We start from the raw sequence: 26,763 nt of genomic DNA, 5'->3' as shown, positions 1-26,763 counted from the left end.
GCCCGACTCCTTCGACGCGCCGGGCCCCCACCCGACGCATCAGGACGGCAGCTTAGCCAATCCTGGTCGGCGGGATGGAAGAGAGGCCAGACATTGGGACGAGGGTCGGTCCGGAACCGATGTTATGCGGAGTGGATCACAGAAATCATCCATGATTGCAACGAAGAGTTACAGCTGGGCGGCAAGTCGAGTGGCCTGATCGATGGCGCGCTTGGCGTCCAGCTCGGCGGCGACATCCGCGCCGCCGACCCGATGCACCGCCACGCCGGCGCCGAGCAACTCGTCTTCCAGCTCTCGCAGGGACTCCTGGCCCGCGCAGAGCACGACGTTGTCGACGTCCAGCACCTGCTCGCCGCCATCGGGCAGGCGCAGGTGCAGACCGGCGTCGTCGATACCCAGGTATTCCACCCCGCCAAGGGCCTTGACGCCACGCTGCTGCAGGCGCGCGCGGTGGATCCAGCCGGTGGTCTTGCCCAGGCCCTTGCCGGGTTTGCCCGGCTTGCGCTGCAGCAGCCAGACCTCGCGCGGCACCGCCGGCGGCGCAGCCGGGGCCAGGCCGCCACGGCTGCTGAAGCTGGGGTCTATGCCCCACTCGCGGTAGAAGGCGGTGATGGGCTCCGCCTCCTGGTGGCCATGGGTCAGGAAATCCGCCACGTCGAAGCCGATGCCGCCGGCGCCGATCAGGGCCACCCGCCGGCCGACCGGCTTGCGCTCCAGCAGGACGTCCAGATAGCCCAGCACCTTGGGATGGTCGACCCCGGGAATGGGCGGCACCCGCGGCGTCACCCCGGTGGCCAGGATCACCCCGGCGAAGCCCTCGGCCTGCAATTCAGCGGCGCTGACGCGATGGTTGAGGCGGACATCCACCGCCAGGCGCTCCAGACGCCGCTGGAAATACCTCAGGGTCTCGCCGAATTCCTCTTTGCCGGGAATGCGCCTGGCGACGTTGAACTGGCCACCGATGCGCTCGCTGGCTTCGAACAGCACTACCTTATGGCCGCGCTCGGCCAGGGTGCAGGCGGCCGCCAGGCCGGCCGGTCCGGCACCGACCACGGCGAAGGTGCGCGCCTCGGCGGCGGGCAGGATCTGCAACTCGGTCTCGTGGCAGGCGCGCGGATTGACCAGGCAGCTGGTCAGCTTGCCGGCGAAGGTATGGTCCAGGCAGGCCTGGTTGCAGGCGATGCAGGTGTTGATCTCGTCGGCGCGGCTGGCGGCGGCCTTGGCGACGAAGTCCGGATCGGCCAGCAGCGGCCGGGCCATGGACACCAGGTCGGCCTGGCCGGCGGCGAGGATGGCCTCGGCCACCTCCGGGGTGTTGATGCGGTTGGTGGCGATCAGCGGCACCCGCACCCGACCCTTGAGCTGGGCGGTGACGGCGGCGAAGGCGCCGCGTGGCACCAGGGTGGCGATGGTGGGGATGCGCGCCTCATGCCAGCCGATGCCGGTGTTGATCAGGCTGACCCCGGCGTCTTCCAGCCAGAGCGCCAGTTGCAGGCATTCCTCGGGGGTGCTGCCCTGTTCCACCAGATCCAGCAGCGAGAGACGGAAGATGATCAGGAAATCCGGCCCGGTCGCGGCGCGAATGCCCGCGACGATAGCCAGCGGCAAGCGGCAGCGCTGGGCGAAGTCGCCGCCCCAGCGATCCGTGCGGTGGTTGGTCCGCGCGGCGATGAATTGATTGATGAAGTAGCCTTCGGAACCCATCACCTCGACGCCGTCGTAACCGGCCTGCTGCGCCAGCGTGGCACAGCGGACGAAGGCGGCGATCTGCCCGTCCACTTCGGCCTCGTCCAGTTCGCGCGGGGTAAAGGGATTGATCGGTGCCTGCAGCGCCGAGGGTGCCACCAGCTGGGGGTTATAGGCATAGCGCCCGGCGTGCAGGATCTGCAGGCAGATACGGCCGCCGGCGGCGTGCACCGCGTCCGTTACCGGCCGATGGTGCTCGGCTTCCTCGGCCGTGGTCAGCTTGGCCGCGCCCTTGGCCACGGCGCCCTCTTCGTTCGGCGCGATGCCGCCGGTGACGATCAGCCCCACCCCGCCCCGCGCCCGTTCGGCGAAAAAGGCCGCCATCCGCGCGAAACCGCCCGGTCGCTCTTCCAGCCCCGTGTGCATGGACCCCATCACCACGCGATTGCGCAAGGTGATCGACCCCACGGGCAGGGGTTCGAGCAGATGCGGATAACTATCGATAGGGGTGGTATTACGGGGGGCAAGCGCGATCATGGCGGTCTCCGGTGGTTGGCCTTTCTGGGAAAGCCTGGCGTCACCATAGGAGCAGCGCGTCCCCGTCTCAATCACCGGAAATGACAACCTCTTTACCCAAATGCACAGCCATCCCTTGGCAGTGGCGGCATGGTCTCCTACCCTGAGCACCTTTATCTCGCCCGGCCCGGGAGGCCGGGACCGCTCTGGAGTGCCGATGCGCAAGCTCGTGTTCCTGGTGCTGATCGCCCTGTTCGCCGTGCTGGCGGGCTGGGTGGCCCAGCGGCCAGCCTTCCATTACCTGTCGGATCTGCGCAGCAGCCTGGCGGTGGACCTGACCACCACGCCAGCGGCGGCGACCACCGGCAACCTGCTGGGGATCGAGCCCGAACTGATCGCCCTGGACTACGGCAATCCCGAGCGACTGCGCCTCAAGCTCGATGCCTATCTGGCCAATGCGCGGCGCCTGGGCCTGATCGGCGCCCAGACCATCGTGGTGCTGCCCGAGCACCTGGGCACGCCCCTGGCGCTGATGGGCGAGAAGCCCGAGGTCTATGCCGCCGCCCGCAGTGAGGAAGCCATCCAGTGGCTGCTGCTGGGCAATCCGCTGCGCGTGGCCCGCGCCTGGTTCCAGGCCGAGGGTGACCGGCGCCTGGCCGACAGCCTCCTGCGCATGAAGGCCTGGGACATGGCCAGCGCCTATCAGCAGCTGTTCGGCGGACTCGCCCGCCAGTACGGCGTCACCCTGGTGGCCGGCTCCATCGTCCTGCCCGGTCCGACCCTGGTCGATGGCGAGTTGCAGGTGGGCACGGGACCTTTGCGCAATGTCACCCTGGTCTTTGGACCGGACGGCAAGGTCCTGGGACAGCCGCTGGTGCGACCGCTGACGACACGGGAACGCGGCGACGATCTCAGCCCGCCCCTGCTGCGGCTGGAGACGCCGCTGGGCCGTCTCGGTGTCATCCAGGGCAGCGACACCGGGCGCGCCAGGGTGCTCGACGACCCCCAGGTGGAATTGCTGGCGATCCCCGCCCTCGCCTCGCGCGCCACTCCGGCACCGGCGCCCTTCGATGTGCAGCGCCTGCGCGCCGCCGGTATCCGCGCCGCCCTGGAGGTGCAGTTGCGCGGCCGCCTCTGGGAATGGCAGGCCGGCGGCGGCAGCCAGGCCTTCACCCCGGATGCGGCAGCGGCCACCGATTCCGCCCAGGCCGGCAGCAAGCTGATCAACCTGCGGCTATGAGCGCGCCGGCGCTGCGCCTGGGCGACCTCTCCACCGGCTTCGTGCTGGCGCTGGCGGCAGCCGTCGCCCGGCAGGGCGCGGATGCCGCGGGTCTGCTGGCGCGCTTCGGCCTGACCCCGGCGAGGCTGGCCGAACCCGGCGGACGACTGTCGATTCCCCACTACATGCGCCTGGGCCACGCCGCCCTGGAGCTGACCGGCGATCCGGTGCTGGGCCTGGCCATGGGCCAGGCGATGCGACCAGCCTTTCTCGGCCTTGCCGGCATCACCGTGGGCCAGGCGCCGGACGTGCGCCACGCCGCCGAGACGCTGCTCAGGCTGGAGCCGCTCTATGGCCGCAACTACCGGGGCCAGTCGCGCTATGCGGCCCGGGGCCGCGACGCCTGGCTGCACTTCTATAGCATCAGTCCCTACAACGGCTACAACCGCTTCGTGGTGGACGTGGTGCTCAGCGCCTGGCTGGCGCTGTTGAGCGCCGTCGCCGGGCGCCCGCTGCACCCGCGCCGTGTGCTCATCGAATATCCCGCACCGGCGGACGTGGCGCCCTACGAGGCGGCCTTCGGTTGCCCGGTGGAATTCGGCGCCGCCGAGAATGCCCTGCTGCTCGATGCCGCGACCCTGACCCTGCCCGGGCCCGAGCATTGCCCGGCCACCTGGCGCCAGCTGCTGGCGCTGAGCGACGTCGAACACGGCCGCCTGACGCGCACCCGCGGCCTCACCGAGCGAGTGGTGGAAGTCATGGGGCCGCTGCTGCGGCATGGCGAGCCGACCCTGGAGCAGATCGCCAGCCGGCTGCGCCTGCCCTCCTGGACCCTGAGGCGCAAACTGGCCGAAGAAGGCACCCAGTACCGCACCCTGCTCAACCTGACCCGCCGCGACCTGGCGCTGGCCTATATCCGCGACACTGAAGCCAGTTTTGGCGAGATCGCCTACCTGCTCGGCTTCGCCTCCCCGGCCGCCTTCCAGCGCGCCTTCAAGCGCTGGACCGAGCAGACGCCCGGTGACTGGCGGCGTCTCCAGCGGCAGGGAGTGGCCAACTGAAGGGAGCATAGGCGAGGATCACGGGTCCTAACTGGCTGATCCTTCATCAGGACCGCTGTCGCCCCATGCCGAACTTCCTGCTTGCCCTGTTGCTGCTGTGCCTGGCGCTGCCCCTGCGCGCCGCCGAAACCCCTGCCCAGGCCCCGGCCGGTCTCGATCCCCAGCAGGCGCGCCAGGTCGCGGCCCTGCTGCAGGATCCGCAGCGGCGCCAGGAACTGATCCTGACCCTGCAGGCCATCGCCAGCCAGCCGGCCAGCACGACCGCAGCGAAGGCGGCGCCGGCGAGCACGGCAACCACCGCTGCGCCGGCCGCCGCCACCCCGGCGGCAGGCGAGGAAAAGACGCTGGTGCCCCTGGAAGCCAATGGCCTGATCGCCCAGACGCTCAGTCGCGTCGGCCGCTGGGCCGACAACCTGGGCAGCGAGCTGAACCAGGTGCAGCGCGCGGTGCGTACCCTGCCGGACTGGTCGCGCGCCAGCTTCACCTCCGAGGCGGGTCGCCGCGCCCTGCTGGAAGCCCTGCTGACCCTGGCGACCCTTTTCGCCGCCGGACTGATTGGCGAATGGCTGCTGCGCCGGGCGCTCCACAGCCCCCGGCAACGGCTGCAACGCCATGCCGATCAGGCTGACAGCCGGGCCCGGCGCGCGGCCCAGCAGGCGACGGCCAAGCAGCCCGCACCCGAGGCCGCGCCCCCTGCGGCCGAAGCGGCCGCGACCCGCCCCGGCGAACCCGCGGTGGCCCTGGTCAAGACCCAGCGCGATGGCGTGGATCAGCTCGAGGAGGTACCCATCGCCCCGTCCGACAGTGCCGCGCCCGCGGCGCCGCTGCCCGAATCCGGCGCTACCGATCCCGCGCCGTCCAGCCGCGCGCTGCCTGGTGCCGAGGAGCACTGGACGACCCTGCGCCACCTGCCCTTCGCGCTCGGGCTGCTGTTGCTGGAACTGCTGCCGCTGCTGGCCTTCTGGGCCATGGCGGCGCTGCTCATCCACTACCTGGTGGGCTCGGACGCCAAGCTGCGCGAGCTGATCGGCGGCTTCGTCGGCGCCTATCTGACCACCCGCCTGGTACTGATCGTCATTCGCCTGCTGATCGATCCCGCCGCCCACGGCATCCGCCTGCTCAGGGTCAAGGCAGCCCTCGCCTGCACGCTGCTGCGCTGGCTGCATGCCTTCGTCGCCCTGATCACCTTCGGCCTGGCGCTGGCCCAGGCCGCGGACATCCTCGGCGCCAACGAAGAAGGCCGCGAAGCCATCGTCAAGCTGGTCTCGCTGCTGGCTCACCTGCTGGTGGTGGGGCTGATCTTCCACGTGCGCCGGCCGGTGGCCGCGCGCATCGCCGGGCGCCAGGACGGCAGTGGCGCCCTCGCCGTGCTAAGGGCCTGGCTGGGTCAGGTCTGGGCGGTGTTCGCCACGGTGTTCATCATGGGCGGCTGGACCATGTGGGCGCTGGACATCGAGGACGGCCTGCCGCGACTGATGAACTTCGTCGCGCTCTCCGCCGGCATCGTCATCCTCGGGCGCCTGGCCGCGGTGTTCCTGCTCGGACTGCTCGGGCGGCTGTTCCAGCCGGCGGCGCGCGAAGGCGCCAGCGGCAGCGAGCTGCACCTGCAGCGCTACTATCCGCTGGCGCGCTGGCTGGTGGGGGTGATCGTCACCCTGATCACCGCCCTGGCGCTGTTCCAGTCCTGGGGCTGGGGCGTGCTGGACTGGTTCGGCGACGGCAGCATCGGCCGCAGCCTGCTGTCCGCCTTCCTCACCATCCTGATCGCCGCCATCATCGCCGTGGTGGTCTGGGAAGGCGCCAACGCCGCGGTGAATCGCCGGCTCAGCCGCTGGAGCGAAAGCGGCGACACGGTGCGCGCCGCGCGGCTGCGCACCCTGCTGCCCATGCTGCGCACCGGGCTGTTCATCCTGGTCGCGCTGATCGTCGGCCTGACCGCCCTGAGCGAGCTGGGCATCAACACCACGCCGCTGCTGGCCAGCGCCAGCATCATCGGCGTGGCCCTCGGCTTCGGCTCGCAGAAGCTGGTGCAGGACTTCATCACCGGTATCTTTCTGCTGCTGGAAAACGCCATGCAGGTGGGCGACTGGGTCACCGTGGCCGGGGTCTCGGGCACCGTGGAATACCTGTCGATCCGCACCGTGCGCCTGCGCGCCGGCGACGGCTCCCTGCACATCGTGCCCTTCAGCTCGGTATCGGCGGTCAACAACATCAACCGCGGACTGGGCAACGCCGCCCTGCGCATCAGCGTCGGCTACGGCGAAGACATCGAGCGTGTCATCGCCGAACTCAAGGACATCGGCGCCGGTATGCGCGCCGACGACGCCTTCAAGGAGCTGATCCTCGCCGACCTGGAGATCTGGGGCGTGGACGCCGTCGATGGCTCCATGGTGACCATCGCCGGGCAGATGAGATGCCTCGACAAGGGCCGCTGGGGCGTGCAGCGCGAACTCAACCGCCGCATCCTCGAACGCTTCCGCGAGCGTGGCATCGAGATCGCCAATCCGCGGGCCAGCCTGCTGCTGCCCAGCGAAGCCGGTATCGTGCCCTCCTCGCCCATCCAGCCACGCCCTGCGGAGTAAGCCCCGTGCAGTACCGCCAAGACGCCTTCAACGGCCTGATCATCGACGCCGCCTCGCTGCCCACGACCCGCGAAGCCTTCGCCCCGGCGCTGGCGGAGCTGCTGGACCAGGCCCGCGGCGACGGACGCAACCTGATCTGGCTGACCCTGCCGCTGGCGCTCGGCGAGCTGGTCGGGGTGGCCACCGCCGCCGGCTTCGTCTTTCACAATTGCCTGGAGCAGGAGCTGACCCTGGTCTGGCGTGGCACGGCCACGGCCTTCGCGCCCTTCGTGCCGACCCACAGCCTGGGCGTGGGCGGCCTGGTGCTCAACGCCCGTGGTGAACTGCTGGCGATCCGCGAGCGCGGCAGCCAGGGCTACAAGCTGCCGGGCGGCCATGTCGAGCTGGGTGAAGACCTGGCACCGGCGGTGGTGCGCGAGGTCTGGGAGGAAACCGGCATCCACAGCGCTTTTCGCAGCGTGGTCGGACTGGTGACCACCCACCCCTACCGCTTCGGCAAGTCCAATCTCTATGTGGTCTGCCGTCTCGATCCCCTGAGTGCCGACATCGCCATCCAGGATCCGGAGGAAATCGAAGACGCCCGCTGGCTGGCGCTGCCCGACTACCTGGCGGATCCGGGCAACAGCGCCTTCAATCGCGAGCTGGTGCGCAGCCTGGCGCAGGCTGAAGGCCTGCAGGCGAGCGCGCTGAACAGCGAGCGCTATCCCAAGGCCGAGGTCTTTCTCGCTCAGCCGTCGAAGGACTGATCCATGCTCTCGGCGGGGTGAGCGTCGCGCGGGCGCCCCACCGGGCGCGCCGGAATGCCCACCACCGTGGTGTGGGGCGCCACGGGGTGCAGAACCACGCTGTTGGCGCCGATCTTGGCGCCTTCGCCGATCTCCAGATTGCCGAGGATCTTGACCCCGGCGCCGATCATTACCCCGCGACGCACCTTGGGATGCCGATCGCCCTGCTCCTTGCCGGTACCGCCCAAGGTCACCTGCTGCAGGATGGAGACGTCGTCTTCCACCACCGCGGTTTCGCCGATGACGATACCGGTGCCGTGGTCGAGCATGATGCCGCGCCCCAGTCGCGCCGCCGGGTGGATGTCGATGGCCAGCAGCCGATTGCAGCGCGCCTGCAGGTGCAGAGACAGCAGGCGCTCGTTGTTGCGCCAGAGGGCATGGCTCAGGCGCTGGGTCTGCAGCGCCAGGAAGCCCTTGGAGAACAGAAAGATCTCCAGCAGGCTGGCATAGGCCGGATCCCGCGCCAGTACCGCTTCCAGATCCGCGCAGGCCGCCGTGGTCAATGCCGGCCACTCGGCATGCAGGGCGGCGAAGCGCTCGGCGAGGGCCTCGGCCTGTGCTGGATCCTCCGCCAGAGCCTCGGCGCAACGCCGGACCAGGGCGGCGGCCAGATCCACCGGCTGCAGCAGCATTCGCGTCAGGCTTTCGGACAGGGCCGGGGCGTCGCGGCGCCCGGCTTCGGCCTGGGCGCGTAGGAGTTGCCAGAGTTCGGAAGCGGAGCGAGGTGGCATGGTGGGTAGGCGTCCTTAACTGAAGGCGCCCAGCTTAACGGGCGCGGCTGGTAGCGTCTTGTACATCAGGGTGGTGCTGTCGCGGCGTTCCGGTTGGCGGGCATCCAGGGCATAGCCGGGAATCCTGCCGACCACCTGATAGCCCAGCGACAGATAGAGCGGCTCGGCGTGGTCGTCGCTACGGGTGTCCAGGGTCAGCAATTCCCGCCCCTCGGCCTGGGCGGCCGCTTCCACCGCCTGCATCAGCCGGCGCGCCAGCCCCTGGCGACGGCAGTCCGGATGCACCAGCAACTTGACCACGTCGGCGCGGTGCGGCTGGTTGGCCGGGGTATCCAGCACCAGCTGCACGCTGCCGACCACGCGACCGTCCTGGCGCGCGGCGAACAGCAGGCGGGTGCCCCGGGCCAGGCCTGGCGCCACGGCTTCGGTCCAGAAGCGCCGATTCACACTGTCGCCGAGCGGCAGGATGAAGCCGATGCTGGCGCCCTGCTCGACACAGGCCGCGAGCAGACGCTGAAAGTCATCCAGGTGGGTCGCGAAGGCAACAGCGTCGAGCCGCTCGATACTCAGGGAAGCATTCATGGACACACCTCAGATCATAAACAGGAGATAACGGGCGCCCGCCGGACCGCTGAGGAACCGGCTGCTGCCCCAGAGGCGATAGCGCAGGCAGTCGCCGATATCCAGGCGGTAGGGCTGCTCTTCGATCCACAGCTGCAACTCGCCTTCGAGCAGCAGCAGATGGTGTTCGAGGCCTGGGCGGGGCGATGTCTCATAGCGGATGTCCACACCCGGCCCGAGCTTGCTTTCGATGACTTCGCCCGCCAGGGCCTGGGCCGGCGGCGAGACCGAACGGCGGGTGAAGGCCTGCTCGGGATCGCTCCAGATCTGCTGCGCCTGGCGTGCGACCTGGGCCGGATAGGCGCTTTCCACGCTGTGCAGCAGACGCGTCAGGGTCAGGCCGTAGGCCGAGCAGAGTTGCCCGAGAACCGCCGTGGTCGGGCTGACCTCGGCGTTTTCCAGCCGCGACAGCGTCGCGCGACTGACCCCGCTCAGGGTCGCCAACTGCTCCAGGGACAATTCGCGCTCCAGGCGCAGCGCCTTGAGCCTGGCTGCCAGACGTTGATCGAGCATGGTCACCTCCCAAATTAGGGATTTTTTCTCACATAAGAGATTCCTCTGCAAGATCTTTTTGCTCGCTCGCTCTACACCCGTTATCCTGCAAACCAACTATCGCATTAAACTTTATCGAAAGAATCCTTATCCGCCGAATCTTTCGAGTGGTATTTATTTTCAGCCGGGGCCGGTCGTAAAACGCTCTAGCTGAGAGGTCAGGCGCTCTAGCGGGTTAAAGAAATAGCGTTACCCTGTAACAACGAATACAGACCACTTCTCCGTTTTAATGATAAATTCTCGGGCGAGTGCAGAACGCCGGGCCAGCAAAGTCGTCTGAGTTCCTGATCGTGATAAAGCTCAGCAAAGACGTGCCCTGCCGCAAGATATTTCAAAAAATTTCAATGCCGACAAGCCTGTTTTCCTAATTGTTGCCACCTTGCCTGGCAGATTCTTTTACAACCCCTGTACAGCTTCTTCCGCGACGGCTCTAGCGCGGGACCCCCGAATATTAATCCTGTATTCGACTTGAACGTTGTATAACAATACAGCCCTCGATCAGTTCGCCCGAACTCGCTCTATAACCTCCTACTCTCAATATCCGAATCGCTTAGCCTTTAGGGGCGCGGCATTCGCCCTGTCAATCACTGAAAGTGGGAGAAGTTCTTATGGCTAACAAGAGCAGCAATCCAGGCAACTTCGCCAACAACCGCGATCGCGCCGCCGAGGCTGGGCGCAAGGGCGGCCGTGCCAGTGGTGGCAACTTCGCCAACAATCCGGCTCGCGCTTCCGAAGCCGGGCGCAAGGGCGGCCAGAACAGCCATGGCACCCGCCGGTCCGAGGCAGCGAACGACACCGAGGCGACCTGACTTGCGCTGACTCGCCGGCAGCCTTCCTGTCGTGATGACATCTGGCAGGCTGCCTTCTCGGTACGCATCGCTTCCCGATCCTGGCACTGCTGGCCACTGGCCCTGAAGTGCGTCGCAACTCACACAAATGCATGACCGTGCTACTTTTATCGGACAACCCAAGTGGCCCCCAGGGCTCACTTCCTTCGCCTCTGTCCGTCAGCGCCGGTGCCCATGCTCAAAAACATTCGCATCCAGAACAAACTCTTCGCCGGCTTCGCCGCCATCATCGCCCTGGTGGTCCTGCTGCTCTGGCTGACCTATGCCGCGTTGCAGAGCCTGGTCGACGCCAATCGCTGGGACAGGCACACCGCCGAAGTGCTGCTGTCGGTCACTACGCTGGACAACACTCTGCTCGAGACCCGGGCCAAGCTGCGCAACTACTGGTATTCCGGCGCCCCCGCGGATGCCGACCTCGCTCGCCAGGCGCTGGCGCCATTGGCCGCAGCCGTGCGCGTGCCACAGCAGCTGACCCAGGACAATCCTGACCAGCAGCAGCGCTTCGCCCGCCTTGCCGCGGACATCGACACCTGGCGGCAGCAGACCTTCGAACCCCTGCTGCGCCTGCGCGACACCGGCAATCTGTCACCCGTGCAACTGGCCAACGAGCCCCTGATCGCCACCCTGACCAATCAGGTCGCGGCCATGCGTCAGCAGATCCAGAACATCGCAGACGAGGAGCGCCGCCTGTACGCACAACGCGCGGGCCATACCGAGCAGGTGCGCGACCAGCTGACCTGGACCCTGGTGGCTGGCGGCGCCCTCTGCGTCCTGCTGGCCGCCCTCATCGCCTGGTTGCTGTCCCATCACCTGCTGCGCTCGATTCGGCGCCTGACCGATACCGTGGCGCGCATCTCCGCCGGTGACAGCGGCGCGCGGGTGGAGGTGCAAGGCCGTGACGAACTCGCCCAGGTCGGTCTGGCCTTCAATCAGATGGCGCAGCAGATCCAGGATGACCACGCCCGCGAACAGGTGCTGATGCAGCGCCTGCGCGCCGATGTCGACGACCTGCTCGGGCTGGTCAACAAGGCGGCCGCCGGTGACCTCACCGGGCGGACCGCGATCAGCGGTGACGACGCCATCGGCCAGTTGGCCCGCGGTCTGGGCAAGATGATCGAGGACCTGCGCGGCATGATCGCCAAGGTGCAGCGCGCCGGCATTCAGGTGACCTCTTCCACCACCGAGATCGCCGCCTCTTCCCGCCAGCAGGAGGCCACCAGCATCGAGCAGGCGCAGACCAGCGTGGAGGTGCTGAGCACCACCCGGGAGATCGCCGCCAACGCCAACGCCCTGGTACGCACCATGGAAGAAGCCGTGCAGCTGGCGGACGAGACCACCGAGGGCGCGGAACAGGCGCGCAGCAGCCTGGCGAGCATGGACAGCACCATGCAGCGCATGGTCGCCGCGACCGATTCGATCAACGCCAAGCTCGCCGCCCTGTCGGAGAAATCCAGCCACATCAACAAGGTGCTGACCACCATCACCAAGGTGGCCGACCAGACCAACCTGCTGTCGCTTAATGCCGCCATCGAGGCGGAGAAGGCCGGCGAGGCAGGACGGGGTTTCTCGGTGGTGGCCACCGAGATCCGCCGGCTGTCCGACCAGACCACCGCGGCCACCGACGACATCGAGCAGATGCTCAAGGACATGAATTCCGCGGTCTCCGCCAGCGTCATGGGCATGGACAAGTTTTCCGAGGAGATCCGCCGCAGCGTGCAGGAGGTAGCCAGCGTCAGCGACCAGTTGGCCGAGGTGATCGAGGACGTGCAGAAGCTGCCGGCGCGTTTCGACATCGTCCTCGAGGGCATGCAGTCCCAGGCGGTGGGCGCCGGCCAGATCGCCGAGACCATCACCCAGCTCAACGACAGTACCCAGCAGACCACCGAGGCGCTCAAGGCCACCAGCGAGGCGGTCCAGTATCTGCAGCAGGCGGCGCAGGACCTGCAAAGCAGCGTCGCCACCTTCTCGGTCACCCGTTGACCATGCAGATCCTGATCTTCCAGTTGGCCGCTGCCGCGGCAGCCCTGCCGACGACGGCGATCCGCCAGGTCCTGCCCTTGCTGCAGTTGACCCGCTTTCCCGCTGCGCCACCCGGGGTGGCCGGGTTGATGAATCTGCATGGCACGGCCATTCCGGTGGTGGACGTCACCGCCATGAGCGGCGGCCCGGGCGCCCAGGCGCGCCAGGACACCCGTATCCTGCTGATGGACTTCATGCTGCCCGGGGGCGATAGCCGTCCGCTCGGCCTGGTGGTGGAAGGCGTCGCCGGCGTGCGCCGGGTCACCGCCCGCGCGCCGCGGCCGGCGGGCGTCCAACTGCCCGACTACCCCTGGCTCGGCGAGGTGCTGGAGACGCCCGAAGGGCTCTGGCTGTGGCTGGAGCCGGAGCGTCTGCTCTCGCCAGCCCTGGCCACCCTGCTGTTCCGGGAGGCTGCGTGAAGCTCGATCCGCGGCTGGCGCCCCTGGTGCGGGCGCGCACCGGCCTGGCCATAGCCGACGACATGCTCGGGCGCGCCATCCGCCAGCGGCTGCGCGAGCGCCAGGAGGGTGATGCGGAAGGCTACATGGCACGCATCCTCGACGACGAAGCCGAATTCGCCGATCTGCTGGACCTGCTGGTCATTCCCGAGACCTGGTTCTTTCGCGATCCCCAGGCCATCGCCCACGCCGCCCGCTTCGCCCAGGAACGCCATGCCCGCAGCGGCGTGCCGGTGCGGCTGCTCAGCCTGCCCTGCTCCACCGGGGAAGAGCCCTATACCCTGGCCATGGCGCTGTTCGACACCGGCCTGCCGGCGGCGGCCTTCGAGGTGACCGCGGTGGACATCAACGAGCCGTCCCTGGAGCGCGCCCGCCGCGGCCTCTACGGACGCAATTCCTTTCGCGCCCGCGACCTGAGCTTTCGCGACCGCTATTTCGACGCCGAGGGCGATCGCTATCGGCTGGCCGAACGGGTGCGCAACCAGGTGCGCTTTCGCCAGGGCAACATCCTGCAGCTGGGCAGCCTGCGCGACGGCACCGCGTTCGACGTGGTGCTCTGCCGCAACCTGCTGATCTATTTCGACGACCAGACCCAGGGCCGCGCCCTCAGTCACCTGGCCGCGCTCATGCACGACGACGGCCTGCTCTGCGTCGGCAGTTCGGAGATGGTCAGTGCCATGCGTCATGGCTTTGCCAGCCTGGGCGTGGCTCACGCCTCCGCCCTGGTCAAACGCCAGGCCGCAGCACCCGAACAACCGCGTTCGCCCACGCCGGCTGCGCCGCCACGGCGCAAGGCGGCAGCGCGCTCGCCCGCCACAGCGACCCTGCCCGCGCGCCTGCGCGCCAGAAGTCTGCCGGCATCCGCCCCGGTCACCCCCGTCTCCGCCGGCCCTGCGCCGCTCGACGAAGCCCAGCGCCTGGCCGATGCCGGACGCGGCGCCGAAGCCGAGATGCTGCTGCGCAACCTGCTCGAGGCGGATCGCAGCCAGGCCGGTGCCCACTTCCTGCTGGCGCTGATCCTGCCCGACGCCCGCGCCGCCGAGGCGGAGCGGGCGCTGCGCCAGGCCCTCTATCTGGAGCCGGGGCATTATCCCGCGCTCTGTCGCCTGGCGCTGATCTGCGAAAGAGCCGGTCGACTCGATGAAGCCGGGCGCCTGCGCGAGCGGGCCGCGCGCATCCAGACCCGCGCGGGTGACGAGGCATGAGCCTGAATCGCGAACTCGACGCCCGGGAGCGTGCCAACTGGGCCTCACACTATGCCGAGCCCCTGGACGACCGCCAGGCGCGCTCGGCCAGCGCCCTGGTCTTTCGCCTCGGTGCGGAATGGCTGGGGCTGCCGGGCAGTTGCCTGGTTACCGCCGCCGATCCCACCGCCGTGCACCGCGTTCCCCATCGGCGCTCGCCGCTGCTCCGCGGCATCGTCCCGGTGCGTGGCCAGCTGCAACCCTGCATCGCCCTGGAGCTGTTGCTGGCGGTGGCGCCGGGAGCGCAGACGCGCGGCTTTCCGCGCCTGTTGCTGCTGCACATCGGGCGCCGCGACTGGGCGGTGCAGGTGGACGAGGTCCTGGGTCTGCAGCGCTACGCCCCTGGCGAGGTGCAGCCGCCGCCAGCCACCCTGGGCGGCGAATTGCTCAGCTACCTGGGCGGCGTCTATCGGGAAGGTGAGTACCAGGTAGGCCTGCTCGAACTGCCACGGCTGGAGCGGGCGCTGGAAGAGGCGCTGCGATGAGTCAGCCACCGCGCGACGTGCGCGAGATGTCCCTCTACGACCTCTTCGCCAGCGAGGTGCAGAGTCATTTGCAGGCGCTGGATGCCGGCCTGTTGCGCCTGGAGCGCGACCCCACCGACACGGGGGTGATCGAGCCGATGATGCGCGCGGCCCACTCCATCAAGGGCGCGGCGCGCATCGTCGATCTCGACGGCCTGGTGGAGCTGGCCCACGCCATGGAGGATTGTCTGGTCGCGGTCCAGACCGGACGCCGCCAGCTCGGACCAGCGGACATCGACCAGCTGTTTCGCTGCGTCGACGTCCTCGGTGAGGTCAGTCGCCTGGACGAGGCCGCTAGCCAGCGCTGGCAGCGCGAACAGCGCGATAGCCAGCGGGCGCTGGCGCAGGCGCTGAGCACCGGCGCGGGTGATCCGCTGCCAGCGGGCGCCGGCGCCCCCCGTGAGCCGGCACCGGCGCCCGTCGCACCCGAAGAACCCGCCCCCGACGCCGAGCGCAGCCGGGACCCGCTGCGCGTGGACAGTGGTCGCTTCAACCAGATTCTCGCCCTTACCAGCGAAGCCCGGGTCATGGGCCTCGGCCTGCATGGCCTGGTCCAGGGCTTCCAGGGCTATCGCGCGGAATTGCAGGGCCTGTTCGGCCAGGCCCAGGCGGTCAGCAGCGAAGTGCGTCAGCGCCAGGAAGGCCTGCTCGATCGCTATCAGCAGCAGCTGCAGGCCCTGGAAGCCTACGAGCGGCGCCTGCTCGGCGTCTGCCAGGGGTTGCTGGACGAGGTGCTGGGGGTGCGCATGCGCCCGCTGCGCGATGCCGTCCAGGGCTTTCCGCGGCTGGTGCGCGACCTGGCCCGGGGTCTGGACAAGGATGCCGTGCTGCAGGTGGACGGCGCCGACACCCTGATCGATCGCGAGGTGCTAGCGCGGCTGGAAAGCCCGCTCAATCACCTCCTGCGCAATGCCGTCGACCATGGCTTGGAAACCCCGGCCGAACGCCGCGCCCTGGGCAAGCCCGACTGCGGCCAGATCCGCCTGGAGGCCCGCCATGTCGCCGGGCGCCTGCAGGTCAGCCTGCATGACGACGGGCGCGGCCTGGATCTGGAGCGCATCCGCGCCGCGGTCATCGCCCGGCGCCTGAGTCCGCCACCGGTGGCCGCCGAGCTGAGCCCGGCGGAATTGCTGGAATTCCTGCTGCTGCCCGGTTTCAGTCTCAAGGAGACGGTGACCGAGCTCTCCGGTCGCGGGGTGGGCCTGGATGTGGTGGCCGACGCCATTCGCGCCCTGGATGGCGAGGTCCGCCTGGAAACCCGCCCGGGACTGGGCTTCAGCACCCACCTGCTGGTACCGGTCAGTCGCTCCATCGTCCGGGCGCTGATCGTCGACATCGCCGGCGAGGCCTATGCCCTGCCGGTCAACCGGATCGAGCGGGTCCTGCGCCTGGATCCGGCCGAGGTGCACTCGCTGGAGGGCAAGGCCTTCTTCCTGCTCGGCGAGGATCACCTGGGGTTGGTCGCGGCCCATCAGCTGCTGGAACTGGACGGCGCGCCGCCCAGCGGCGATCTCGCCGTGCTGGTGATCGGCAGCGGCGACCGGCGCTACGGCCTGGTGGTGGATCGCCTGCGCGGCGAGCAGGGCCTGGCGCTCAAGCCGCTGGACGAGATCTTCGGCAAGTTGCGCTCGGTCACCGCCGGGGCGCTGCTCGACGACGGCAGTCCGGTGCTCCTGCTGGACGTCGCCGATCTGCTCACCGGCATCGAGCGACTGCTCGGCGAGGGCCGCCTGCGGCAGGTGCAGAGCGGCGCGGCCCTGGACAGCCGCCGGGTCAAGCGGATCCTGGTGGTGGACGACTCCCTCACCGTGCGCGAGATGGAGCGCAAGCTCTTGGAAGGCCAGGGTTATCAGGTGGAAGTGGCAGTGGATGGCATGGACGGCTGGAACGCCGTGCGCGCCGGCGAATTCGACATGCTGCTTTCGGACATCGACATGCCGCGCATGAACGGTATCGAACTGGTGGAACTGGTGCGCCGCGATCCGCGTCTGCATGCCCTGCCGGTGATGATCGTGTCCTACAAGGATCGCCCGGAAGACCGGCTCAAGGGCATGCAGGCCGGAGCCGACTACTATCTGACCAAGGGCAGCTTCCACGACGACGCCCTGATCACCGCCGTGCAGGACCTCATCGGAGCGCCATGAGAATCGCCATCGTCAACGATCTGCTGCTGGCCACCGAGGCCCTGCGCCGCCTGCTGATCGGCGACGGGCGCCATACGGTAGCCTGGATCGCCCATGACGGCGAGGAAGCCGTGGCGCGCTGCGCCGAGGACCGCCCGGACCTGATCCTCATGGACCTGCAGATGCCCCGTCTGGACGGCATCGAGGCGACGCGGCGGATCATGGCGCAGTCGCCCTGCGCCATCCTCATGGTCACCGCCACCCCCGACGACTGCGAGGGCGTGTTTCGCGCCATGGGCGCCGGCGCCCTCGACGTGACCGCCACCCCGGCCCTGAGCGGCGGTGCCGATGGCGGCGCCCTGCTGCGCAAGATCGCCCGCATCGAACCCCTGGTCCGGCTGCCCGAACGCCCCGCGCGCCCGCCCCAGGCCATCGCTGCCGCGCCGAGCACCGCGGCCGAGGCCGCCACCGACAGCCTGGTGGCCATCGGCGCCTCCACGGGTGGACCGGCAGCCCTGGTCAGTCTGTTCGAGGCCTGGGCGCCCACCCGAGAGGCCAGCGTGGTGCTGGTGCAACACATCGACCGGCGCTTCGCGCCCAGCTTCATCGGTTGGCTCGGCACCCAGATCGCCTGGCCGGTCACCGCCGCCCTGCCCGGCGCCCTGCCGGAGCCCGGCCAGGTCGCGGTGGCCCTGGGCGACGATCACCTGCTGCTGGATGGGCGCGGCCGCTTCGCCTATACCGCCGAGCCGGTGGACTACCCCTATCGTCCCTCGGTGGATGTGTTCTTCACCCAGCTCGCCAGCCATCCGCTGCGCGCCAGCAAGGCCCTGGGCATCCTGCTGACCGGCATGGGCCGCGACGGCGCCAGCGGCCTCTATGCCCTGCGCCAGAGCGGCTGCCCGACTCTGGCTCAGGACGAGGCCACTTGCGCCGTATACGGCATGCCCGCGGCTGCGGTTAGAATGGGCGCCGCGGAGCGCGTGCTCAACCCCGTGCAGATCGGCGCCTGGCTGCAAAGACGCTTCGGCAATGGCTCGCGTAACATGACATGAAAGGTCGCCAACAGGAGCGTTGGACGGCGCAGTGGCAGGGATTGGCCAAGAAGAGATGCGGGACGTCCGACCCCGCCCGCACAAGGACTCGCAGTAATGGCCACGCACGAGGGTAATACCCTGGACAGCCTGACCGCACCCAAGGTGCGCCTGCTGCTGGTGGACGATCAGCTGATCATCATCGAAGCCTTGCGACGGATGATCGCCGATCAGCCCGACATCGAGCTGCATTACTGCCTGGACGCTCACCAGGCGGTCAACATGGCCCTGCAACTCAAGCCCACGGTGGTCTTGCAGGACCTGATCATGCCCGAGATCGACGGCCTGGAAACGGTCAGGCGTTTCCGCGCCGAACCGACGCTGCGCGACGTGCCCATCGTGGTGCTCTCTTCCAAGGAGGATCCCCAGGTCAAAGCGCAGAGCTTCGCGACCGGGGCCAACGACTATCTGGTCAAGCTGCCCGACAAGCTGGAACTGTTGGCGCGGGTGCGCTACCACTCCGAAGCCCATGTGCTGCGCGCCCAGCGCGACGAGGCCTTTCGCTTCCTGCGCGAAAGCCAGCGCCAGCTCGCCGAGGCCAATATCCAGCTGCAGAAGCTGGTGGCCATCGACAGCCTCACCGGCATCAACAACCGTCGTCATTTCGACCAGACCTACGAAGGCGAATGGCTGCGCGCCCGGCGCAATCGCCAGCCGCTGGCCCTGCTGCTGTGCGACGTCGACCACTTCAAGCGCTACAACGACACCTATGGCCACCTCAGTGGCGATCTCTGCCTGAAGAAGGTGGCGGCGGTGCTCACCGAGCAACTCAAGCGCCCGGCCGACCTGGTGGCCCGCTACGGCGGCGAGGAATTCGCCATGGTGCTGCCGGAGACCGACGCCGAGGGCGCGCTCAAGGTCGCCGAAGCCTGCCGGGCCGGCGTGGAGCGGCTGCAGGTGGCGCACTCCGGCAGCGACCTCGGCTTCGTCACCATCTCCATCGGCGTCGGCAGCATCCAGCCGCAGAGCGGCGACGATCACGAAGCCTTCATCGAACGCACCGACCAGGCGCTGTACCAGGCCAAGGCCGAGGGCCGCAACCGGGTGCATCTGGTCAAGGGTGGCAAGGACCTCGCGCCCTAGGGCGCTGCGACAACCGTCTAGAAGCTGCGACTGACCAGGCGATTACGCCCTTCGGCCTTGGCCTGGTAGAGCAGGTTGTCGGCGGCCTTGAGCAGCCCGTCCGGGGTCTGTTCGGGGGTCGGATTGCAGCAGGCCAGGCCCATGCTCATGGTCAGCCAGAGTCGGTCCTCCGCCAGCGGATGAGCGATGCGCAATTCGGCGATGCCCTGCCGGCAGCGCTCCAGTACCGCTTCCGCGGCCGTGCGAGAGGCGCCCGGTAGCAGGAGCACGAATTCCTCGCCGCCATAGCGCGCCAGGCAATCCCGCTCGCGGATGCGCTGCTCCAGCACCTGGGCGACCCGCGCCAGCGCCTGATCCCCGGCGCCATGACCGTGGGTATCGTTGTACTGCTTGAAGTAGTCGATATCGAGCATGGCGATGGCCAGCGAGCCCCGCCGGCTGACCGCCAGCTGCCACTCGATCGTCAGCTGCTCGTCGAAGCGGCGGCGATTGCCCACCGCGGTCAGCGGATCCATGTGCGCCAGTTCTTCGAGTAGCCGCCGCTGACGGGCCAGCTGCAGGTGCAGCCGCACCCGCGCCAGCACGGCCAGCGGATTGAAGGGCTTCTGGATGAAGTCGCTGGCGCCCAGCTCGAAGCACTCCACCTCGCGGTGCAGGTCGTTGGCCGCGGTAATGAAGATCACCGGGATGGCGCTGGTCTCGGCGCGGCGCTTGAACAGCTGGATCAGCTGCAGGCCGTCGATGCCGGGCATCACCACGTCCAGCAGGATCAGATCCGGGTGTTCGCGGGCGGCCTTGGTCAGCGCCTGGACCCCGCTCTTGGCCAGCATGATGCGCGCCTCGTTGCGCAGCAGATCGCCGAGGACGCGCAGATTGCTCTTCTGATCGTCGACGATGAGGATCAACGGCAGGTCGGGACGACGCCCCTCCATCGGCAACTATCCCGACCGCTTGCCGGCGTGCCGTACCCGCCGCAGCAGATCCGCGGTGGCATCGGCGGCATGTTCGAACTCGACATCGTTCACCCACTCGCGGATGCGTACCACATCGGCGCTGTGGGGCGTGCTGACGCAGGCGCGCAACAGGGTGTCGAGCACCTCCTCGGCGGCGAAATCCGACGTTTGCAGGAGCCCGACCAGGCGTTCGAGCAGGGCTTCGAGTTCCTCGACGGAGGCCTCCTCGCCGCCGGCGACCTCGACCAGGATCTCGTCGAGAGACGCCAGGCAGCGCTCGGCCTCGGCATGCAGACGACGCACGTCCTCGCCGATGGGCTGGGCCAGCCGGATCCGGGTGGTCAGGCGTTGCGCCGCTTCCTGCAGGGCGATGGCGCCGACATAGGCGGCGGTGGCCTGCAGGCCGTGGGCGCATTCGAACAGCGCGGTGACATCGTCGGCCGCACGCCAGGCGGAGATCCGCCCGGGCAGTTCGGCCTGTTGCACGCGGAAATCACGCATCAGCTGTTCATAGAGTTCGGCGCTGCCGCGCAGCAGGCGCAGTGCCGACTCGGGTTCGAGCACCGCACTGGCACGCGCCCGCGCCAGCACGCCGACTTCCTTGACGTCGACGACCTCGTCCACCGCCTTGCGCTCGGCGCGCTGCAGCTGCTCCAGATTGGCCCAGGCGGCGATGATGCGGAACAGCTCGGCGGGATCGAGCGGCTTGACCAGGTGATCGTTCATGCCCGCATCCAGGCACCGCTCGCGATCGCCCGGCAGGCCGTTGGCGGTCATGGCGATGACCGGCAGCGCGGCCAGCGCCGGGCGGGTACGCAATTCGCGGGTGGCCGACAGGCCGTCCAGGCGTGGCATATGGACGTCCATCAGCACCAGGTCGTAGCGCTGTCGCTCCAGCTGGTCCAACGCCGCCTGGCCGTCTTCGGCCACGTCGATCAGGATGCCGCTGCCCTGCAGGAAGCCGATGACCACCTGGCGGTTGATGGCATTGTCGTCCACCAGCAGCAGGCGAATGCCCTGCAGATCCACCACGCTCTGGCCCACCGTCGGCGCAACGACCGGTGCCAGGCCCAGGCCGGCGAGCAGGCGCTGCACGGCGGGGCCGGTGACCGGTTTGTCGAGGAGTTCCAGGCCCGGCAGATCCTCGCCCAGGCTGCGCACCTCTTCCGCCTCGTAGGGCGAGGCCAGCAGGGTCAGCGCCAGCTCCGGCTGACGGAAGCGCAACTGGCGCGCCAGCGCCAGGCCGTCCTCGGCGCCCAGGCGCCAGTCGACGATGGCCAGTTCGAAGACCGACGTGGCCATGGCCGCCAGGGCCTGTTCGGTGGACTCCGCTTCCACCACCTGCATGCCCAGTTCGCGCAGGCGTTGCCCCAGGATGCGCCGGGCCAGGCCGTGGTCGTCCACCAGCAGGACCTGCCGCGGCGTCTGGCTGGGCAGCCGCTCGGGCTCGCCCACCACCGGCAGGGTCAGGCGCAGGGTAAAGCAGGAGCCGCGCCCGGCTTCGCTATGGACCTCGAGGGTGCCGCCCATGAGTTCGGTAAGCTGGCGGGAGATCGCCAGGCCCAGGCCGGTACCGCCGTAGCGGCGGCTGATGGACCCATCCGCCTGGGTGAAGGGCTGGAAGAGTTGCGCCTGCTGCGCCTCGGTTAGGCCGATGCCGGTGTCTTCCACCGCCAGGCTGAAGTGGGCACGGCCCTCTTCGCAGACGGCGCCGACGCGGATCAGCACATGGCCCCGCTCGGTGAACTTGATCGCATTGCTCAGCAGATTGACCAGCACCTGCTGCAGACGCAACGGATCGCCTTCCAACGCCAGGGGAATGTCCGGACCGCAATCCAGCACCAGTTCGACGCCCTTTTCGTGGGCCTTGATGGCGCAGAGGTTGAGGGTACGTTCGAGCACCTTGGCCAGGTTGAAGCCCAGTTGTTCGAGCTGGGTACCACCGGCTTCGTTGCGCGAATAGTCGAGGACGTCGTTGATCACCCCCAGCAGGGTCTCGCCGGAATCGAGGATCTTGCCGACGTGGCCGCGCTGTTCGCCGGACAGCCGGGTGCCCAGGGTCAGGCGGCTGAGGCCGATCACCGCATTGAGCGGGGTGCGAATCTCGTGGCTCATGGTCGCCAGGAACAGCGACTTGGCCGCTGCCGCTTCCTCGGCCCGGATGCGCGCCTGGTCCAGTTCGAGGGTGCGTTCGCCGACGCGCTGCTCCAGGGTTTCGTAGATCTGCGCGTGCTCCAGGGAGATCGCCGCCTGGGTGGCCAGGATGCCCAGCACCTGCAGTCGGCCCGGGGTGAAGGCCTGGGCCAGCAGGTTGTTTTCCAGATAGAGGATGCCGATCAGGCGCCCCTGGCGCAGCACCGGCAGGCAACAGACCGAACGCGGGCGCCGCGCGCGCATGTAGGCGTCGCGGACGAAGCGGCCGGCGCGGGCGGCGTCGTCGAGGATCACCGGTTCGCGATGACGGATCACGTGGGACACCAGGGTCAGGGGCACCAGCCCCTCGCCGGAGTCCTGTTCGTTCAGCGCCAGCGGCAGACCCTGGAGCACCTTGGGCTCGCCCGAGCCGCTGCAGATCGAGGCCTGCACCAGCCAGCGACCGCCCTCGGGCAACAGCAGCAGGCCATGCTGGGCGCCGCCCTCCTCCAGGATGATGCGCATCATCCGCGCCAGCAGCTGATCCAACGCCAGTTCGTTGGAGATGGTCTGCAGCGACTTGAGCACCGACAGCCAGTCCAGCCGCATCATCTCGCTGGTGGACTGGCTATGGGTCCGCTGCACGGTCAGGGCGTTGGCCTCGGCGGCGCGCAGCCATTGCGGGAATTCGTTCTCCAGCGCCTGGGCCTTGGCCGCGGCGCCCCAGTGCAGATAGCTGCGCTGGGCATCCTGCAGATAGGTCCGGGCGATCCGCGGGCGCTGCTGTTCCAGCCAGAAGCGCCCATAGAGTTCCTCGGCCAGTGCCGCGCCCTGGCGGAAGCCGTGCAGGCGCGCGGATTCCAGGGCCTGTTCGTAGAGATCCATGGCGGCCTCGACCCGGCCCTCGCGGCGGGCCCGTTCGGCCGCCACCAGGTCGCGCTTGTGGGCGAAGTTTTCCGGGCAGTGCGCAGCCCAGCCGCTCAGCCGTTCCTGGGCGACCTCGACCTTGGCCAGCGCCTCCCCGGCCAGGTCGCCCTCGGCCAGCAGGATCAGCGCCTGGTAGAAGGCGTGCTCGGCGATGCTGAACCAGCCGAAACTCGCCGCCAGCGAGGCTTCCATGGCTTCGGCGTGGTGCCGCGCCTGGGGCAGCCGGCGGAACAGCAGCGCCGCCTGCATCTTGTTGAAGTCGTAGTAGTTCAGACAGAGCACATGGCCGCTGTCCTGCATCTGCCGCACCAGCGCCGCTTCGTCCTGGCCTTCTTCGTCCCAGGTCTCCTGGCCCGGCGTGAGTCCCTGCAGCAGACGCAGCGACTGGCGCAGGATGGTGAAGATCTCCAGGGTGTTGGGATCGCCGATGCCCAGCAGGATCCGCTCGATCTCCGCGGTTTCGCCGAGGATGTCGTCCAGCGGCGCCCCGGCGTGCTGCAGGTGCTTGAGGATGTGGAAGGCGCTGTAGGCGGTGAAGATGATCTCGCCGGTGCGCTGGCCGGCGGCCAGGGCCTCGCGCAACAGGGCGACGTTGTCCGCGATGGGGCTCGACCAGGGACTGTTGGTCACCGCGAACATCGTATAGACCTTGCACTTGAGCGGCAGATTGCCGGTGCGGTCGACCAGGTCGACCGCCAGGCGCCCGACCTGGTAACCCAGTTCGTAGCGACCGTGGAAGGCCGACAGCAGCGAGCCGTAGTTGGCATAGCCGAAGGGCGAGAGATCGCCGTTGCCGTACTGGATCGACAGCTTGACGATGCGCATGACCGCCAGCAGGCTCATCGGCAGGTCGACGTTGATCGCCGGCCCCCAGAGCAGGCCCAGCAGGCGGATCAGCAACTGCGCACGCGGATCTTCCATGCGTGGCAAATCGAGCAGGGCCGCCGGATGGCGCTCGGCGAGCCAGGCCTCGACCTCGGCGCTGTCGGCGCCGATGGCCTGGTTGATGTCGTCCGGCGCCTCCGGCCAGGGTTCGTCCAGCGCCTGGAGGCCGGCCTTGGCCACCACCAGGGCTTCGGTGAAGCGCCCGAGTCCGCTGTAGAGGTCAATCTGCAAGGCGCGCACCCCGGCTTCCTCGAAGGTGGTGCGCGCCCGTGGCAGCAGCACTTCGCAGATGCGCAGGGCTTCGTTGGCATCGCCACAGAGGTGCGCCACCTCGGCCCATTCCCGGTGCAGCTGGAACAGCAGCGCATGGCGACTCTCCCAGGCCGCGTCGTCGATCAGCGCGACCGCCGTGCGCAGGAAATCCTGGGCGGCGGGATAGGCGTTGGCCTGGCGCGCCTTGCGCGCGGCGTCCAGATTGAGTTCCAGCAGCTGCAGGCGCTCGGCGGGCGTCTCAATCAGCGCCAGCGCCAGGTTGAGGTGATTGACCGCGTCCAGCCGCGTGGCGCTGCCTTCGGCGAGATACAGCTGACCGGCGCGCAGATGGACCCGCTCGCGCTCGGCGGGCGCCAGCAGCGAATGAGCGGCATGGCGCACCTGATCGTGCAGGAAACTGTAGTGCGTGGGCGTCTGCTCCCCCGCCGGGCCGCCTTCGGGCTCGGTGAGCAGGCCCTCCTGCACCAGCGACTGGCAGCGGCGGCGGATGTCCGCAGGCGATTCCGCCATCAGCGCGGCAAGCCGATCGCTGGAGAAATGGGTGCCCAGACAGGCTGCCCACTGCAGCAGTTGCGAGGTGCTGGCCGGCAGCTCCTTGAGCTTGCCGACCATGAAGTCGACGACATTGTCGTAGACGTCCAGGGCCTGCAGCCGCGCCAGCTCCCAGTGCCACTGACCCTGCTCGCCGTCGAACTCCAGCAGGCCTTCCTGCTGCAGACTGCGCAGCAACTGCTCGATGAAGAAGGGATTGCCGAGGGTCTTGTCCAGGCAGAGCCCGGCCAGGGCCGCCTGCTCCGCCGCCGGTGCCGGCAGCAGTTCGGCGATCAGGCGCTCGATCTCCACCCGCGACAGCGGACCCAGCGACAGGGTGCGGATCAGCGCCGCGCCGAGCAGGCGTTCCAGGGCACTGCCGGCCAGCTGTTCTTCACGATGGGTCGCCACCAGCAGCAAAGGCCCCTGGTCGGTCCGCGCCAGCAGGCGCTCGATCAGGCGCAGCGACGCGCTGTCGGCCCACTGCAGATCGTCCAGCCACAGCAGCAGCGGACGGGTGTCCGCGGCGAAGGCCAGCAGCAGCGCGATCACGGCTTCGTCGAAGCGTTGTTCGGCCTGTAGCGGCGGCAGTTCGGCCACCGGCGCCTGGGGTCCGAGCCAGGTGGCCAGCTCAGGCGAGACCTCGGTCAGCACCCCGGCGTTGCCGCCTAGGGCCTCGACTAGGCGGTGGGCAAAGGCCTCGCCCAGGCTCTGGCCGACCTCGACCAGCTCGCGCACGGCCTGGCGCAGGGCGCCATAGGGCACGCCGCTGCCAAGGGTCTCGAACTTGCCGTGGGCGAGCAGCACCCGCTCGCCCTGGCGGCGGACGAAGGCTTGCACCAGCGCCGACTTGCCCACCCCGGAACTGCCACTGACGAAGACGGCTTCGATCCGACCCAGGGTCGCCCGGGCCAGCGCCTCTTCCAACAGGCGCAGGGGCGCGCCGCGGCCCTGCAGGGTGCGTACCGGCATCAGGCGTGCCGGCGGATCCTGCTCGCCCAGGGCGAAGGGCGTCCGCTCACCGGCCTGATGGGCCGCCTGGCAGCGCTGCAGGTCGCGCAGGATGCCGAAGCAGCCCTGGTAGCGTTCCTCGGCGGCCTTGGCCATGAGCTTGTCCACCAGCGCCGCCAGCATCGGCGGTACCATCGGCACGCGCTCGACCAGCGAGGGCGCGCGCATCGCCAGGTGCGCATGCACCAGCTCGAGCGGGTCCTGGGCGCGGAACGGTGGCTCGCCCGCGAGCATCTCGTAGAAGGTCACGCCCAGGGCATAGAAGTCGCTGCGATAGTCCTGGTGCCGCCCGGTCCGCCCGCTCTGCTCCGGGGCCAGATAGGTCAGCGAGCCCTCCAGACGGCTGTCGCTGCCCTGGACGGCGCCAAAGACGGTGGCGATGCCCAGATCGGTCAGCCGCAGGCTGCCCGTGGTGCAGTTGCAGACGATGTTGCGCGGATTGAGGTCGTTGTGGGCGATGCGCAGCCGGTGCAGCCGCGCCAGGGCGCGGACGATGGCCAGCGCCCAGTCGAAGAAGTCGTCCAGCGCCAGGGGTCCGGTGGCGAGCAACGCGGCCAGGTCGCTACCGCCGATGTCTTCGAGCACCAGCACCTGGCGGCCCTGGTATTCCAGCAGTTCCAGAGCGGCGCTCACCGCCCCGCTGGCACTGGCGCGGCGGGTCAGTTCGAATTCGTGGCGCAGCCCGGCCTGGGCCTGGGGCGTCGGATAGTCGGTAGCCAGTTGCTTGAGGATCACCGGCTGACCATCGGCCAGGCGCGTGCCGCGGTAGATCAGGGCATGGCGGCTTTCGCTCACCTGCGTCTTGCAGCTGTAGCCTGGAATCCTCAACACCGCGTTCGCCTCGATCCTCGGCCGACCGGGGATACCGGGCCAGCGCCTCAACTATTTCCGTTGCCTTGCTAAA

Annotated in this window: 17 protein-coding genes and 1 pseudogene; 12 read left to right on the top strand and 6 right to left on the bottom strand. The window is 68.8% G+C overall.

Annotation, left to right across the window (positions count from 1 at the left end; translation table 11 throughout):
- Nucleotides 1–168 precede the first annotated feature (168 nt).
- Nucleotides 169–2,223 carry an NADPH-dependent 2,4-dienoyl-CoA reductase gene (locus tag FHR73_RS03220; protein ID WP_183629541.1) on the bottom strand — a complete coding sequence of 685 codons (2,055 nt, stop codon included), beginning with the start codon at nucleotides 2,221–2,223 and terminating at the stop codon, nucleotides 169–171.
- 196 nt (nucleotides 2,224–2,419) lie between these two features.
- On the opposite strand from FHR73_RS03220, the gene FHR73_RS03215 reads away from it, so the two are divergent.
- The 4 genes from FHR73_RS03215 (at nucleotide 2,420) to FHR73_RS03200 (ending at nucleotide 7,810) form a co-directional block, all read left to right on the top strand.
- Nucleotides 2,420–3,442 carry a carbon-nitrogen hydrolase family protein gene (locus tag FHR73_RS03215; protein WP_183629540.1) on the top strand — a complete coding sequence of 341 codons (1,023 nt, stop codon included), beginning with the start codon at nucleotides 2,420–2,422 and terminating at the stop codon, nucleotides 3,440–3,442.
- The gene (locus FHR73_RS03210) at nucleotides 3,439–4,482 is read left to right on the top strand and encodes an AraC family transcriptional regulator (RefSeq protein WP_183629539.1); all 1,044 of its coding nucleotides are present in this window, start codon (nucleotides 3,439–3,441) and stop codon (nucleotides 4,480–4,482) included. The genes FHR73_RS03215 and FHR73_RS03210 overlap by 4 nt, the downstream gene beginning before the upstream one ends.
- A gap of 65 nt (nucleotides 4,483–4,547) precedes the next feature.
- Nucleotides 4,548–7,064, top strand: coding sequence for a mechanosensitive ion channel domain-containing protein (locus FHR73_RS03205; RefSeq protein WP_183629538.1), 2,517 nt, complete (start codon nucleotides 4,548–4,550; stop codon nucleotides 7,062–7,064).
- Nucleotides 7,065–7,069: 5 nt separating this feature from the next.
- Entirely contained in the window at nucleotides 7,070–7,810 is a 741-nt protein-coding gene (locus FHR73_RS03200; RefSeq protein ID WP_183629537.1) for an NUDIX domain-containing protein, read from the top strand.
- Here FHR73_RS03200 and cysE read toward each other — a convergent pair.
- From cysE to FHR73_RS03185, 3 genes are read right to left on the bottom strand one after another with little or no spacing between them, the layout of a single operon-like run.
- Complete coding sequence (cysE, locus tag FHR73_RS03195; RefSeq protein WP_183629536.1) at nucleotides 7,792–8,580, bottom strand: serine O-acetyltransferase; 789 nt, start codon at nucleotides 8,578–8,580, stop codon at nucleotides 7,792–7,794. The two genes, FHR73_RS03200 and cysE, sit on opposite strands and share 19 nt — an antisense overlap.
- A gap of 15 nt (nucleotides 8,581–8,595) precedes the next feature.
- Nucleotides 8,596–9,162, bottom strand: a complete 567-nt coding sequence (locus FHR73_RS03190) for a GNAT family N-acetyltransferase (RefSeq protein ID WP_183629535.1) — start codon at nucleotides 9,160–9,162, stop codon at nucleotides 8,596–8,598.
- Between the two features lie 9 nt (nucleotides 9,163–9,171).
- The gene (locus FHR73_RS03185; RefSeq protein ID WP_183629534.1) at nucleotides 9,172–9,714 is read right to left on the bottom strand and encodes a helix-turn-helix domain-containing protein; all 543 of its coding nucleotides are present in this window, start codon (nucleotides 9,712–9,714) and stop codon (nucleotides 9,172–9,174) included.
- Nucleotides 9,715–10,385: 671 nt separating this feature from the next.
- Between FHR73_RS03185 and FHR73_RS03180 the strand changes: the two are divergent.
- The 8 genes and pseudogenes from FHR73_RS03180 to FHR73_RS03145 all read left to right on the top strand — a co-directional run.
- Nucleotides 10,386–10,562, top strand: a pseudogene (locus FHR73_RS03180) (general stress protein); the annotation flags it as partial.
- Between the two features lie 213 nt (nucleotides 10,563–10,775).
- Nucleotides 10,776–12,581 (top strand): methyl-accepting chemotaxis protein, encoded by a 1,806-nt coding sequence (locus FHR73_RS03175; RefSeq protein WP_183629532.1) that lies wholly within the window; start codon nucleotides 10,776–10,778, stop codon nucleotides 12,579–12,581.
- A gap of 2 nt (nucleotides 12,582–12,583) precedes the next feature.
- Complete coding sequence (locus FHR73_RS03170) at nucleotides 12,584–13,039, top strand: chemotaxis protein CheW (protein ID WP_183629531.1); 456 nt, start codon at nucleotides 12,584–12,586, stop codon at nucleotides 13,037–13,039.
- Nucleotides 13,036–14,283, top strand: a complete 1,248-nt coding sequence (locus FHR73_RS03165; RefSeq protein ID WP_183629530.1) for a protein-glutamate O-methyltransferase CheR — start codon at nucleotides 13,036–13,038, stop codon at nucleotides 14,281–14,283. Before FHR73_RS03170 ends, FHR73_RS03165 begins: the two co-directional genes overlap by 4 nt.
- Nucleotides 14,280–14,807, top strand: a complete 528-nt coding sequence (locus FHR73_RS03160; protein WP_183629529.1) for a chemotaxis protein CheW — start codon at nucleotides 14,280–14,282, stop codon at nucleotides 14,805–14,807. Before FHR73_RS03165 ends, FHR73_RS03160 begins: the two co-directional genes overlap by 4 nt.
- Entirely contained in the window at nucleotides 14,804–16,990 is a 2,187-nt protein-coding gene (locus FHR73_RS03155; RefSeq protein ID WP_183629528.1) for a hybrid sensor histidine kinase/response regulator, read from the top strand. Before FHR73_RS03160 ends, FHR73_RS03155 begins: the two co-directional genes overlap by 4 nt.
- Nucleotides 16,987–18,024, top strand: a complete 1,038-nt coding sequence (gene cheB / locus FHR73_RS03150; protein ID WP_183629527.1) for a chemotaxis-specific protein-glutamate methyltransferase CheB — start codon at nucleotides 16,987–16,989, stop codon at nucleotides 18,022–18,024. The genes FHR73_RS03155 and cheB overlap by 4 nt, the downstream gene beginning before the upstream one ends.
- Nucleotides 18,025–18,120: 96 nt before the next feature.
- Nucleotides 18,121–19,146: a diguanylate cyclase gene (locus tag FHR73_RS03145; RefSeq protein WP_183629526.1), complete on the top strand. Its 1,026-nt coding sequence runs from the start codon at nucleotides 18,121–18,123 to the stop codon at nucleotides 19,144–19,146.
- A 17-nt stretch (nucleotides 19,147–19,163) separates the two neighbouring features.
- On the opposite strand, the gene FHR73_RS03140 is transcribed toward FHR73_RS03145, so the two are convergent.
- Together FHR73_RS03140 and FHR73_RS03135 are read right to left on the bottom strand one after the other, a co-directional pair.
- On the bottom strand, nucleotides 19,164–20,078 hold the full coding sequence (locus FHR73_RS03140; RefSeq protein ID WP_183629525.1) for a diguanylate cyclase domain-containing protein: 915 nt from the start codon (nucleotides 20,076–20,078) through the stop codon (nucleotides 19,164–19,166).
- A gap of 6 nt (nucleotides 20,079–20,084) precedes the next feature.
- A complete protein-coding gene (locus tag FHR73_RS03135) occupies nucleotides 20,085–26,654 on the bottom strand; it encodes a response regulator (RefSeq protein ID WP_311628821.1) in 6,570 nt (2,189 codons plus the stop codon).
- Nucleotides 26,655–26,763: the final 109 nt, after the last annotated feature.

Origin of the sequence: Pseudomonas sp. AS2.8 (assembly GCF_014190935.1) — a bacterium.
Taxonomy (GTDB): Bacteria; Pseudomonadota; Gammaproteobacteria; order Pseudomonadales; family Pseudomonadaceae; genus Chryseomonas.
This window is presented reverse-complemented; position numbering and strand designations above follow the sequence as displayed.